Raw genomic sequence first — 12,249 nt, forward strand, 5'->3', positions numbered from 1 at the left:
CGCCGGAGCCTAGACCGTTCCGGAACCGCGGTGCACGACACACCACGCGTGCTCCGCGGTTCCGTGGGGGTGGACTACTTCGCGTCGTCGCCGGACTTCTTGTCGTCCTTCGCGGCGTCGGCGTCCGCCTTGACGGTGTCCTTGACCTCGTCGGCGGGCTTGGCGTCCTTGGCCTCGTCGGCGGCGGGCTCGGCGTCGGCCGGGGCGGTCTTGCCCAGGTCGATCTTGTCGGCCTTCTCGGCCTCGGCGGTGTCGCCGGTCAGCGAGGAGGCGTCGTCCGGAACAATCGGCTCGCCGGCGTGGATCGGGTCGGCACCGTCCAGGATGCGGTTGTACTCCTCGTCCGCGAGCACGGCGCCGATGGCGTTCTTGGCGTAAATGGCGTGCACGCCGGGGGCGACCTCCAGGAGGACGGTGTCCTCGTGGACTTCCTTGACCGTGGCGTACATGCCGCCGATGGTCCGGATGCCGGTGCCGACCTGCATTTCATTGCGCATCTGCGCGGCCGCCTGCTGCTTCTTCTTGGCGGACCGCGTCATCAGGAACATGGCCCCGATGAGGACGATGAAGGGGAGGAGAGTCACGATACTCACGGGACGGAAATCCTTCGCACGACCGCTGACGCGCGGTCTCATATACGGGGGTGGGTATGCCGCCCATACGAACGGCATCGGCGGAGTCTAGGCGAGTCCCCACCAGTGGAACAACGCACAGCATCCCACCGCAGTTCCTGACCGGGCGAGTCCCCGCGCCGTCACGCCCCGAACAAGCCCTGCTGCCCGCCGGCGCCCGCCTGCTGCTGTGGCGGGACGAGCCCCAGATGGTCCCAGGCCGCCGGGGTCGCGATCCGGCCCCTGGGGGTCCTGGCCAGCAGACCTTCCCGTACGAGGAACGGCTCGGCGACCTCCTCGACCGTCTCCCGCTCCTCCCCCACCGCCACCGCGAGGGTCGACAGGCCCACCGGTCCGCCGCCGAACAGCTTGAGCAGGGCCGTGAGCACCGCGCGGTCGAGGCGGTCCAGGCCGCGGGCGTCGACCTCGTAGACCCCGAGGGCCTGGGAGGCGATCTCGCGGGTGATCAGGCCGTCGGCCTTCACCTGCGCGTAGTCGCGGACCCGGCGCAGCAGACGGTTGGCGATACGGGGCGTGCCCCGCGAGCGGCCGGCGATCTCCGCGGCGCCCTCGGGCTCTATCTCGACGTCCAGCAGCCCGGCCGAGCGGTGGATGACCCGCTCCAGCTCGGCGGGGGCGTAGAACTCCATATGGGCGGTGAAGCCGAAGCGGTCGCGCAGCGGGGGCGGCAGCAGACCGGCCCTGGTCGTGGCCCCGACCAGGGTGAACGGGGGGAGTTCGAGCGGGATGGCGGTGGCGCCCGGGCCCTTGCCGACGATCACGTCGACGCGGAAGTCCTCCATCGCCATGTAGAGCATTTCCTCGGCGGGCCGGGACATCCGGTGGATCTCGTCGAGGAAGAGGACCTCGCCCTCCTGGAGGGAGGAGAGGATCGCGGCGAGATCACCGGCGTGCTGGATGGCGGGGCCGGAGGTGATGCGGATCGGGGCGCCCATCTCGGCGGCGATGATCATCGAGAGGGTCGTCTTGCCGAGGCCCGGCGCTCCGGACAGCAGGACGTGGTCGGCGGTGGCACCGCGGGCCCGGGCGGCGCGCAGGACCAGGTCGAGCTGTTCGCGCACCCGCTCCTGGCCGACGAATTCCTCCAGGTCCTTGGGCCGCAGCGCGGCCTCGACGGCGGTGTCCTCACCGTCCGCGTCGGCCCCGACCAGCCGGTCGGGCGCGCCCGTGGCGGGGTCCTCGGTGGTGGGCGGTGCGGTGTCGTCCCAGTTCACTGCGGTGTGCCTCGCGGGGTCGGGGCGGCCGGGCCGCCTGCGTGGTCGAACGGTCGGGGGCGCGGGGCCCGGAGGGCGGCGGTCACCGGGCGCGGTTCAGGGTCTGGAGGGCGGCCTTGAGCAGCTGCGGCACCTGGGGCGCGCCGCCGTCGGCGACGGCCGCCTCGGCCTGCGGGGCGACCGCGGCGACCGCTTCGTCCGCCTCGCGGGTGGCGTAGCCGAGGCCGATCAGGGCGGCGTGCAGCTGATCGCGCCAGCCGGGTGTGACGGCGCCGCCGACGCCCGCGCGGCCGGTGCCCACCGGCTCCCCCAGCCGGTCCTTGAACTCCAGGAGCAGCTTCTGCGCGCCCTTCTTGCCGATACCGGGCACGGCGGTGAGCGCCTTCTCGTCACCGGTGGCGACGGCCAGCCGCAGCGCGTCCGGCGAATGCACCGCGAGCATCGCCTGGGCGAGCCGGGGGCCGACGCCACTGGCGGTCTGGAGCAGCTCGAAGGTCTGCCGCTCGTCATCGTCGGCGAAGCCGTACAAGGTGAGCGAGTCCTCGCGGACGACGAGGGAGGTGGCGAGCTTGGCCTGCTGTCCGATGCGCAGGCCGGAGAGGGTGTCCGGAGTGCACTGGACAGCCATGCCGATACCGCCGACCTCGACGACGGCGGAGTCCGGTGCGAGGGCCGCGACCGGGCCGGAGACGAAGGCGATCATCGGGTGCCCTTCTGGGGTGTCGCCCGGCGGACGCCGGGAGCGCGGACGGGAGCGGCGCGGCGGGCCGCGGCATGCGCCTGCTGGAGGCGGTTGACCGCGGGGGCGCGCCAGATGTGACAGATGGCGAGGGCGAGGGCATCGGCGGCGTCGGCCGGCTTCGGTGGCGCGTCGAGCCGCAGCAGACGGGTCACCATCGCGCCGACCTGGGCCTTGTCGGCCCGGCCTGAGCCCGTGACGGCGGCCTTGACCTCGCTGGGGGTGTGCAGCGCGACCGGCAGCCCGCGGCGGGCCGCGCACAGCATGGCGACCGCGCTGGCCTGGGCGGTGCCCATGACCGTACGGACGTTGTGCTGGCTGAAGACCCGCTCCACGGCGACGAATTCGGGGCGGTACTCATCGAGCCAGGCGTCTATCCCGCGCTCGATCTCGACCAGGCGCTGGGCGATCTCGGCGTCCGCGGGGGTGCGGACGACGCCGACGCCGACCATCGTCAGCGGCCGGCCGGCGACACCGTCGACCACCCCGACCCCGCAGCGCGTCAGCCCCGGGTCCACCCCCAGCACCTTCATCGGTCCCCGCCCCTCGCCTATCGGTCAACTGTGCCTGCCTCGGAAGCGCATGCCCCCTGATCAGCACAGTAGTGGCTGCCACTGACAAACCGACGGGCCGACGGGGTGTGTCCCCGCCGGCCCGTCAGACGACCGAGTGTGCCGCGCCGGTCAGGCGTCGACCTTGGCCATGACATCGTCCGAGACGTCGAAGTTGGCGAAGACGTTCTGCACGTCGTCGCTGTCCTCCAGCGCGTCGATCAGCTTGAAGATCTTGCGCGCGCCCTCTTCCTCCAGCTCGACCTGCATGGTCGGGACGAAGTTGGCGTCGGCCGAGTCGTAGTCGATGCCGGACTCCTGGAGGGCCGTGCGGACCGCGACCAGGTCGGTGGCCTCGCTGAGCACCTCGAAGGACTCGCCGAGGTCGTTGACCTCTTCGGCGCCCGCGTCCAGGACCGCGCCCAGGACGTCGTCCTCGGACAGTTCACCCTTGGGGACGATCACCACGCCCTTGCGGTTGAACAGGTACGACACCGAACCCGGGTCGGCCATCGAACCGCCGTTGCGGGTCATGGCGACACGGACGTCCGAGGCGGCACGGTTGCGGTTGTCGGTGAGGCACTCGATGAGCACCGCGACACCGTTGGGGCCGTAACCCTCGTACATGATGGTCTCGTAGTCGGCGCCGCCGGCCTCAAGACCCGCACCGCGCTTGACCGCGGAGTCGATGTTCTTGTTGGGCACCGAGCTCTTCTTGGCCTTCTGGATGGCGTCGAAGAGGGTCGGGTTGCCGTCCACGTCGGCGCCGCCGGTGCGGGCCGCGACCTCGATGTTCTTGATCAGCTTCGCGAAGAGCTTGCCGCGCTTGGCATCGATCACGGCCTTCTTGTGCTTCGTCGTAGCCCATTTAGAGTGGCCGGACATCCGCCTGTCTCCTTCGCGTAACCAACGTCTGAAACGAACGCCTCAGATCCTACCGGGGCCGGGTCACACGGTGTCACTCCCGCCCGTCACCCGGCCACGACCGTGATCAAGCGCCGTGACCCGCCCCCGGGATCAGTCCCGGGCCCGCCGCACCATGTCCACGAACAGGGCGTGGACCCGGTGGTCGCCGGTGAGCTCCGGGTGGAAAGACGTGGCGAGGACGTTACCCTGCCGCACGGCCACGGTGTGCCCGTCGTACGTGGCCAGGACCTCGACCGCGCCACCGACCGACTCGACCCAGGGCGCCCGGATGAAGACGCCCTCGACCGGTCCGCCGGGGATCCCGGCGACGTCGATGGCCGCCTCGAACGACTCGTTCTGCCGCCCGAAGGCGTTACGGCGCACGATCATGTCGACGCCGCCGAACGTCTCCTGGTCGTCGCGGGCGTCCAGCAGCTTGTCGGCGACCATGATCATGCCGGCGCAGGTGCCGTAGACCGGCTTGCCCGCGCGGACGAACGCGCGCAGCGGCTCCAGCATGCCGAAGACGACGGCCAGCTTGGACATCGTGGTGGACTCGCCGCCCGGGATGACCAAGCCGTCGATCTCGTCCAGTTCCTCGGGACGGCGCACCGGCCGGGCCAGGGCGTCCGCCTCGGCGAGCGCGACGAGGTGCTCGCGGACGTCGCCCTGGAGAGCCAGCACACCGATGGTGGGGGTGCTCATCCGGTGCCCTACCAGCCGCGGTTGGCGTAGCGCTCGGCCTCGGGGAGGGTGTCGCAGTTGATGCCGACCATGGCCTCGCCCAGGTTGCGGGACACGTCCGCGATCACCTTCGGGTCGTCGTAGAAGGTGGTGGCCTTCACGATCGCGGCGGCGCGCTTGGCGGGGTCACCGGACTTGAAGATGCCGGAGCCGACGAACACGCCCTCGGCACCGAGCTGACGCATCAGCGCGGCGTCGGCCGGGGTGGCGACACCACCGGCGGAGAACAGCACGACCGGCAGCTTGCCGAGCTCGGCAACCTCCTTGACCAGCTCGTACGGGGCGCGCAGCTCCTTGGCGGCGGCGAACAGCTCGTTGTTGTCGTAGCCGCGCAGCCGGGCGATCTCGCCCTTGATCTGACGCATGTGGCGCACCGCCTCGACGACGTTGCCGGTGCCGGCCTCGCCCTTCGAGCGGATCATGGCGGCGCCCTCGGTGATCCGGCGCAGCGCCTCGCCCAGGTTGGTGGCACCACACACGAAGGGGGTGGTGAAGGCCCACTTGTCGGAGTGGTTGACCTCGTCGGCCGGGGTGAGGACCTCGGACTCGTCGATGTAGTCGACGCCGAGCGACTGGAGGACCTGCGCCTCGACGAAGTGGCCGATCCGGGACTTGGCCATGACCGGGATGGAGACGGCGCTGATGATGCCGTCGATCATGTCGGGGTCCGACATCCGGGCCACGCCACCGTCCTTGCGGATGTCGGCGGGGACCCGCTCCAGGGCCATGACGGCGACGGCGCCCGCGTCCTCGGCGATCTTCGCCTCTTCCGGCGTGACGACGTCCATGATCACGCCGCCCTTGAGCTGCTCGGCCATCCCGCGCTTGACGCGCGCGGTTCCGGTCTCGGGGTTCTGGGGCGTGGTGGGCGTGCTGGACACGGTTTGACCTCACTCAATGCGGGTGGCTGTACTGCTGCGCCCACACAACCGTTTGTGAGCGGCCCGGGAAAAGGGCCAATTAGAGGTCAGTGGCTCGTCACCGCTGGGAGCCGCCGGCTCCGCGCCCCCGGCCTGCTTCCCGGCTCAGTTCCCGGACGAGCGGTCGTCCAGAACGGCCGGCGGCTCATCATCCATCTCGAAGGCCAGCGGGAACGGCGCATGACCGGCCAGCCGAAAATACCGCACCACCCGGTGGCGGCGAACGGCACGGGCGGCCCGTACGGCGTCGTTGTGAAAGCGACGCGCCATCGGGACACGGCGCACCGCGGCGGTCAGCTCGGCAACCGTCTGCTCGCCACCCGGCGCCTCCCGCACTGCCTCCAGCTGCGCCTCCTCCGCGAAGATCGCCCGCAGCGCCTGGCTCAGCTCACTCTCCGCGACCTCCCGGTGATCCTCCTCAGCCTGCCGCGCCTCGTGCGCGGCCTGGTAGAGGACGATCGAAGCGGCCGGATCCAGGACCCCCGACGTACCCACCTCCTGCGCGACGGACGCCCGTCGCAGCAGCTGGGCGTCGAGCGCCGCCCTGGCCGCGTCGATACGGGCGTGCAGGCGGTCGAGGCGGCCGGCCGTCCAGCTGAGGTAGATGCCGATGAGGACGATCGCGACGGCGATCCAGATGAACGTGGTCACGGGCGGTCACGTTACCCGTCCGCTGCGGTTGGCTTTTCTTCCCACGTTTTTGGCTTTCCCGCCGTGGGGGTTGCTCGCCGTTGGTGGCCCGCTTGCGCGGTGCCCCCGCCGTTGCGCCTGCGGCGGGCGGGTCCGCTGCGCGGGGCTGTCGGGGTGCGGTGACGGGTCTGCGCGGGTGGGGGTTTCCGGACTGCTTCGCTTTACGTCCGGAAACCCCCACCCGCGCAGACCCGTCCCCTCCCGTTGAGGGATGGGAAGAACGTTGATGGGGGTGCACGTGGGTGGTCCGGTGCGCCTTATCGGTCGCAGTGAACTGGCTACGAATGGCCAGCCCCCACCTACCTGCACTCACTCTCCCAACGGGAGGGGACGGGCCGGAGGGGCCTGGTGTGTGGACGTAAAGCGAAGCAGTCCACACACCAGGCCCCGGAGGTCCGTCACCGCACCCACAGCCCCGCGCAGCGGACCCCGCCCGCCGCAGGCGCAACGGCGGGGGCACCGCGAAGCGGGCCACAAACGGCGAGCAACAACCACGGCGGGAAAGCCAAAAACGTGGGAAGAAAAGCCAACCGCAGCGGACGGGTTAATCCTTGGCCAGGCGACGACGGCCCCTTGGGCCGATTCTCTCGTCGGTGGCTACCGACATCGCCCCGGTGGTGACCGTTTCGTAGACGGCGAGGATGTCGGCGCCGACGGTGGCCCAGTCGAAGCGGCGTACGTGGCGGGCGCCGCGGTCGCGGAGTTCGGTCAGGCGCGCCGGGTCACCGAGGAGTTGTACCGCCGCAGCGGCAAGCGCATCGGCGTCCTCGTTGGTGAAGAGTTCGCCGGCCTCGCCCTGGTCGAGGACCTGGGCGAAGGCGTCGAGGTCGCTGGCCAGTACGGGCGCACCGGCCGACATGGCCTCCACCAGGATGATGCCGAAGGACTCGCCGCCCGTGTTGGGCGCGACGTAGAGGTCGACGCTGCGCAGCAGGCGGGCCTTGTCCTCGTCGCTGACCATGCCGAGGAATTCGACCCGGGAGCGCAGATCGGCGGGCAGGTCCGCGACGGCCTCCGCCTCGTCGCCGCGGCCGGCTACCAGCAGCCGGGCGTCCGGTACTTCGGAGAGGATCGTGGGGAGCGCCTTCATCAGGACCGGCAGGCCCTTGCGCGGTTCGTCGATCCGGCCGATGAAGCCGATCGTCCTGCCCTGCCACTCCGCCTTGGGCTCGGCGGTGGCGAAGAAGTCGACGTCCACGCCGTTGGGGATGACCACCGCATCGCCGCCGAGGTGTTCGACGAGGGTGCGGCGGGCGTATTCGCTCACCGCGATCCGTGCGCTGATCTTCTCCAGTGCGGGCTGGAGGATCGGATACGCGGCGATCATCGCCCGCGAGCGCGGGTTGGAGGTGTGGAAGGTCGCCACGATCGGGCCCTGGGCCGCCCAGCAGGAGAGCAGGCCCAGCGAGGGCGAGGCCGGCTCGTGGATGTGGATGACGTCGAAGGCGCCGTGCTGGAGCCAGCGGCGGACCCGGGCGGCGGAGAGGAAGCCGAAGTTGAGGCGGGCGACCGAGCCGTTGTACGGGACGGGGACGGCCCGGCCGGCGGAGACGACGTACGGCGGCAGGGGGGTCTCGTCGTCCGCGGGGGCGAGGACGGAGACCTCATGGCCGAGGCGGATCAGGTGATCGGCCAGGTCGCGGATGTGGAACTGCACGCCGCCGGGGACGTCCCAGGCGTACGGGCAGACGATGCCGATCTTCACACGGACTCCGTTCCGGAGGTTCCGGAGGCCTCGGTGCCGCCCGGGGCGCCTGGCTCCTCGCGCGCTTCCAGGTCGGCGAGCCAGAGCCGCTGGAGCATGTGCCAGTCCTCGGGGTGGTCGGCGATGCCGGAGGCGAAGGCGTCGGCGAGCGCCTGGGTCATCTGGGCGGCCTTCTCGGCGCGGGTGCCGGTCTCGGGGACCTCGATCTCCGGGTGGACCCGGCCGCGCATGACGGGGGTGTCGTCGTACCAGAGGGTGACGGGCAGCAGCATGGCGCCGGTCTGGACGGCGAGTACGGCGGGGCCGGCCGGCATCTTCGTGGCCTCGCCGAAGAACTTGACCTCTATGCCGGAGGCGGACAGATCACGGTCCGCGACCAGGCAGACCAGCCCGCCGGCCCGCAGCCGCCGGGCGAGCGTGCCGAAGGCGGTGCCGCCGGTGTGCGGCAGGACCTCCATGCCCAGGCCCTCGCGGTAGGCGACGAAGCGGTCGTAGAGGGTTTCCGGCTTGAGGCGCTGGGCGACGGTGGTGAAGGGGACTCCGAGCTTGGTGGTGACCCAGGCGCCCGCGAGGTCGTAGTTGCCCATGTGGGGCAGGGCCAGGATGACGCCGCGGTCGGACTTGAGCCCGTCCTCCAGGTAGTGCACGTCCTCGGGGGTGAAACCCGCCCTTATCCGGTCCTTGCTCCAGGCCGGCAGCCGGAAGGACTCCATCCAGTAGCGCATGTACGAGCGCATCCCGGCCCGGGAGAGCTCGGCGAGCCGCTGCGGTGTGGCGTCCGGGACGACCCGGGCGAGGTTCGACTCCAGACGGAGGACGCCCTTGCCGCGGCGCTTCCAGGCGATGTCGGCGATCCGGCGGCCGAGCCGTACGGCAGCGCCCTCGGGCAGCTTCTTGACGGTGCTCCAGCCCAGCGCGTAGAGCGCCTCCGCCAGCTTCTCCGTATCGATCAACGGCCGGCCGTTCCTGCGCGGGCTCATGCGCTGTTCCCCCCTTGTGCCATGGCGTCGGCCTCGGCCGACTCCCGTCGTACCGTCACCACGCGCTGGCCCAGGGTGACGGCGCTGCCGATGCCGACGATCCACAGGGCGATCGGCAGCAGGATCTCGACGCCGGGCACCCCAAAGGCGTGCAGGCCCGACAGGCCGCAGGCGACCAGCGTGATGACCAGCCGCTCGGCGCGTTCCACCAGGCCGTTGACGTCCACCGGCAGTCCGATGGCCTCCCCGCGGGCCTTGGTGTACGAGACCACCTGGCCGCTGGCGAGGCAGAAGATCGCCATCCCGCAGAGCATCAGGCTGTCGCCCCGGCCCGCGTACCACAGGGCAAGTCCGCCGAAGATCGCCGAGTCGGCGACCCGGTCGAGGGTGGAGTCGAGGAAGGCCCCCCAACGGCTGGAGCGGCCCAGCTGCCGCGCCATGTTGCCGTCGACGAGGTCGGAGAAGACAAACAGCGTGATGACGACCGTTCCCCAGAAGAACTCGCCCAGTGGGTAGAAGATCAGGGCGCCGGCCACCACGCCCCCGGTGCCGACCAGAGTGACCGCGTCCGGGCTGACGCCGATCCGGATGAGCAGGGCGGCGAACGGCGTGAGAACACGCGTGAAGAACGCACGCGCGTACTTGTTCAGCATGGCCTTCCCGGGAGTCGATATGGGCCGTGCGGTCTGACGGCCACCGGCGGGCCCATCGTAGCCAGGAGGTCAGGGGGCACCACGAACGCATCGCGGCGCGGGGTGCGTCCCGCGGCTCGGGGCCGCCGGCGCGCGCCGCCGGCCGCGCCCGCAGGCCCCACCAGGGCGCCCGGACCCCTTGGGGGCACCGGGCCCGTGTGCCACGTATGGACGCGGCATGGGCTCGGTGGAAAGCTCGAATCACCGCAAAGTGTCGACCTGGAGGCGAGACACATGAGCGAGAAATCGAGTACACACCCGGGAGCCGCCGGCAGGGCATCAACGGCCGACCAGCCCACGGCCCTGCGCAATGTGGTGCTGGTCGGCCACAGCGGCTCGGGAAAAACCACACTGGTCGAGGCCCTCGCGCTGGCATCCGGCGCGGTCAACCGGGCGGGCCGGGTCGAGGACGGCGGCTGCCTCTCCGACTTCGACGACATCGAACACCGGCAGCAACGCTCCGTACAGCTCTCCCTGGTCCCGGTGGACTGGGGAGAAGTCAAGATCAATATCTTGGACACCCCCGGATACGCCGATTTCGTCGGGGAACTCAGGGCCGGTCTGCGCGCCGCGGACGCGGCCCTTTTCGTTGTCTCGGCGGCCGACGGCGTGGCCGGCGCGACCCGGATGGTCTGGGACGAGTGCGCGGCCGTCGGAATGCCGCGCGCGCTGGTCATCACGCACCTGGAGGCGTCCCGCGCCGACTTCGACGAGATGACCGAGCGCTGCCGCTCGACTCTCGGCGGCGAGGACCCGGACGCCGTCCTCCCCCTCTACCTCCCCCTGTACGGGACACCGGGCGCCGACGGCCACGCCCCCGTGCACGGCCTGATCGGCCTGCTCTCGCAGCGGGTCTTCGACTACTCCTCCGGCGAGCGCACCGAACGCGCACCGACGGCGGACGAGCTGCCGCTGATCGAGTCGGCCCGTAACCGCCTCATCGAGGGCATCATCGCCGAGAGCGAGGACGAGTCCCTGATGGACCGCTACCTCGGCGGCGAGGAGATCGACGTCAAGACCCTCATCGGGGACCTGGAGACGGCGGTCGCCCGGGGCACCTTCCATCCCGTACTGGCCGCGGCCCCGGCAGCCGAGGGCGCCAAGCAGGGGCTGGGCACCGTGGAGCTGCTGGAGCTGATCACCGGTGGCTTCCCGACGCCCGTGGAGCGCGAGGCGCCGGCCGTGACCACCCCGGACGGCACCCCCCGCCCGGCGCTGAGCTGTGATCCCGAGGGTCCGCTCGCGGCCGAGGTGGTCAAGACCTCCTCCGACCCGTACGTCGGCCGGATCTCGCTCGTCCGCCTCTTCTCGGGGACCCTGCGCCCGGACGAGACGGTGCATGTCTCGGGCCACGGCCTACAGGACCGCGGGCACGAGGACCATGACGTCGACGAGCGGGTCGGCGCACTGTCCACCCCGTTCGGCAAGCAGCAGCGCCCGCTGTCCAAGGCGATCGCCGGCGATCTGGCCTGTGTGGCGAAGCTGTCCCGGGCCGAGACCGGCGACACCCTCTCCGGCAAGGACGAGCCGCTGCTGATGGAGCCCTGGACGATGCCGGACCCGCTGCTGCCGGTCGCCATCCAGGCCCACAGCAAGGCCGACGAGGACAAGCTCTCCCAGGGCCTGGCCCGGCTGGTCGCCGAGGACCCGACGATGCGTCTGGAGCACAACCAGGACACCCATCAGGTGGTGCTGTGGTGCCTGGGCGAGGCGCATGTCGATGTCGCCCTGGAGCGGCTGCGGACCCGCTACGGCGTCCAGGTGGACACGGTCGCGCACAAGGTGTCGCTGCGGGAGACCTTCGGCGCCCCCGCCGCGGGCCGGGGGCGCCATGTGAAGCAGTCCGGCGGACACGGCCAGTTCGCGATCTGCGAGATCGAGGTGGAACCGCTGCCCGGCGGCTCCGGTATCGAGTTCGTGGACAAGGTCGTGGGCGGCGCGGTGCCCCGGCAGTTCATCCCGTCCGTGGAGAAGGGCGTACGCACCCAGGCCGCACGCGGGGTCGCCGCCGGACATCCGCTCGTCGACATCCGCGTCACGCTGTTCGACGGCAAGGCGCACTCCGTCGACTCCTCGGACGCCGCGTTCCAGACGGCGGGCGCGCTGGCGCTGCGGGAGGCCGCCGGTGAGGTCCGGATCGATCTGCTCGAACCGGTGTCCGAGGTGAGCGTGATGGTTCCGGACGATTTCGTCGGCCAGGTGATGAGCGATCTGTCAGGACGCCGCGGCCGGGTCGTGGGCACCGAACAGTCAGGGGCGGGACGCACCGTGGTGCGCGCCGAGGTGCCCGAGATCGAGATCGACCGGTACGCGATCGATCTGCGCTCCCTCTCGCACGGCACCGGGCGGTTCTCCCGCGTCCACCTGCGGCATGAGCCGATGCCGCCGCAGCTCGCCGACAAGTGGCGGGAAGAGGCGGAGAACGGCGCATAGTTGACGGCCGATCAACCGTTCGGGCGGCCGCTGTCCTGCTCAA

Annotated in this window: 12 protein-coding genes; 1 reads left to right on the top strand and 11 read right to left on the bottom strand. The window is 71.1% G+C overall.

What is annotated here, in order from left to right:
- Positions 1 to 74 precede the first annotated feature (74 nt).
- The 11 genes from yajC to pgsA all read right to left on the bottom strand — a co-directional run bounded on the left by yajC (position 75) and on the right by pgsA (position 9,734).
- Complete coding sequence (gene yajC, locus CP981_RS07245) at positions 75 to 593, bottom strand: preprotein translocase subunit YajC (RefSeq protein WP_085924552.1); 519 nt, start codon at positions 591 to 593, stop codon at positions 75 to 77.
- A gap of 161 nt (positions 594 to 754) precedes the next feature.
- Positions 755 to 1,846 carry a Holliday junction branch migration DNA helicase RuvB gene (ruvB, locus tag CP981_RS07250; protein ID WP_085924553.1) on the bottom strand — a complete coding sequence of 364 codons (1,092 nt, stop codon included), beginning with the start codon at positions 1,844 to 1,846 and terminating at the stop codon, positions 755 to 757.
- 82 nt (positions 1,847 to 1,928) lie between these two features.
- Positions 1,929 to 2,549, bottom strand: a complete 621-nt coding sequence (gene ruvA, locus CP981_RS07255) for a Holliday junction branch migration protein RuvA (RefSeq protein WP_085924554.1) — start codon at positions 2,547 to 2,549, stop codon at positions 1,929 to 1,931.
- Complete coding sequence (ruvC, locus tag CP981_RS07260; RefSeq protein WP_085924555.1) at positions 2,546 to 3,118, bottom strand: crossover junction endodeoxyribonuclease RuvC; 573 nt, start codon at positions 3,116 to 3,118, stop codon at positions 2,546 to 2,548. Before ruvC ends, ruvA begins: the two co-directional genes overlap by 4 nt.
- A gap of 150 nt (positions 3,119 to 3,268) precedes the next feature.
- Positions 3,269 to 4,021: a YebC/PmpR family DNA-binding transcriptional regulator gene (locus tag CP981_RS07265; protein WP_085924556.1), complete on the bottom strand. Its 753-nt coding sequence runs from the start codon at positions 4,019 to 4,021 to the stop codon at positions 3,269 to 3,271.
- Between the two features lie 132 nt (positions 4,022 to 4,153).
- Complete coding sequence (gene pdxT, locus CP981_RS07270) at positions 4,154 to 4,747, bottom strand: pyridoxal 5'-phosphate synthase glutaminase subunit PdxT (RefSeq protein WP_085924557.1); 594 nt, start codon at positions 4,745 to 4,747, stop codon at positions 4,154 to 4,156.
- Positions 4,748 to 4,755: 8 nt separating this feature from the next.
- Positions 4,756 to 5,667 carry a pyridoxal 5'-phosphate synthase lyase subunit PdxS gene (gene pdxS / locus CP981_RS07275; RefSeq protein ID WP_085924558.1) on the bottom strand — a complete coding sequence of 304 codons (912 nt, stop codon included), beginning with the start codon at positions 5,665 to 5,667 and terminating at the stop codon, positions 4,756 to 4,758.
- Between the two features lie 144 nt (positions 5,668 to 5,811).
- Positions 5,812 to 6,357, bottom strand: coding sequence for a LemA family protein (locus CP981_RS07280; RefSeq protein ID WP_085924559.1), 546 nt, complete (start codon positions 6,355 to 6,357; stop codon positions 5,812 to 5,814).
- A gap of 583 nt (positions 6,358 to 6,940) precedes the next feature.
- Positions 6,941 to 8,101: a glycosyltransferase family 4 protein gene (locus CP981_RS07285; RefSeq protein WP_085925989.1), complete on the bottom strand. Its 1,161-nt coding sequence runs from the start codon at positions 8,099 to 8,101 to the stop codon at positions 6,941 to 6,943.
- The gene (locus tag CP981_RS07290) at positions 8,098 to 9,081 is read right to left on the bottom strand and encodes a phosphatidylinositol mannoside acyltransferase (protein ID WP_085925988.1); all 984 of its coding nucleotides are present in this window, start codon (positions 9,079 to 9,081) and stop codon (positions 8,098 to 8,100) included. The genes CP981_RS07285 and CP981_RS07290 overlap by 4 nt, the downstream gene beginning before the upstream one ends.
- Positions 9,078 to 9,734: a phosphatidylinositol phosphate synthase gene (pgsA, locus tag CP981_RS07295; protein ID WP_085925987.1), complete on the bottom strand. Its 657-nt coding sequence runs from the start codon at positions 9,732 to 9,734 to the stop codon at positions 9,078 to 9,080. The genes CP981_RS07290 and pgsA overlap by 4 nt, the downstream gene beginning before the upstream one ends.
- A 273-nt stretch (positions 9,735 to 10,007) precedes the next feature.
- Here pgsA and CP981_RS07300 point away from each other — a divergent pair, with 273 nt between their 5' ends.
- On the top strand, positions 10,008 to 12,206 hold the full coding sequence (locus CP981_RS07300; protein WP_085925986.1) for an elongation factor G-like protein EF-G2: 2,199 nt from the start codon (positions 10,008 to 10,010) through the stop codon (positions 12,204 to 12,206).
- The last annotated feature ends 43 nt before the right edge of the window (positions 12,207 to 12,249 follow it).

Origin of the sequence: Streptomyces platensis (assembly GCF_008704855.1) — a bacterium.
In the GTDB taxonomy this organism is placed as follows: domain Bacteria; phylum Actinomycetota; class Actinomycetes; order Streptomycetales; family Streptomycetaceae; genus Streptomyces; species Streptomyces platensis.

What these genes read in the sequence shown, in the direction of transcription:
- pdxT (WP_085924557.1), bottom strand. Translation starts at nt 4,747, where the DNA reads ATGAGCACCCCCACCATCGGTGTGCTGGCTCTCCAGGGCGACGTCCGC.
- ruvA (WP_085924554.1), bottom strand. Translation starts at nt 2,549, where the DNA reads ATGATCGCCTTCGTCTCCGGCCCGGTCGCGGCCCTCGCACCGGACTCC.
- CP981_RS07300 (WP_085925986.1), top strand. Translation starts at nt 10,008, where the DNA reads ATGAGCGAGAAATCGAGTACACACCCGGGAGCCGCCGGCAGGGCATCA.
- pgsA (WP_085925987.1), bottom strand. Translation starts at nt 9,734, where the DNA reads ATGCTGAACAAGTACGCGCGTGCGTTCTTCACGCGTGTTCTCACGCCG.
- ruvC (WP_085924555.1), bottom strand. Translation starts at nt 3,118, where the DNA reads ATGAAGGTGCTGGGGGTGGACCCGGGGCTGACGCGCTGCGGGGTCGGG.
- CP981_RS07265 (WP_085924556.1), bottom strand. Translation starts at nt 4,021, where the DNA reads ATGTCCGGCCACTCTAAATGGGCTACGACGAAGCACAAGAAGGCCGTG.
- CP981_RS07290 (WP_085925988.1), bottom strand. Translation starts at nt 9,081, where the DNA reads ATGAGCCCGCGCAGGAACGGCCGGCCGTTGATCGATACGGAGAAGCTG.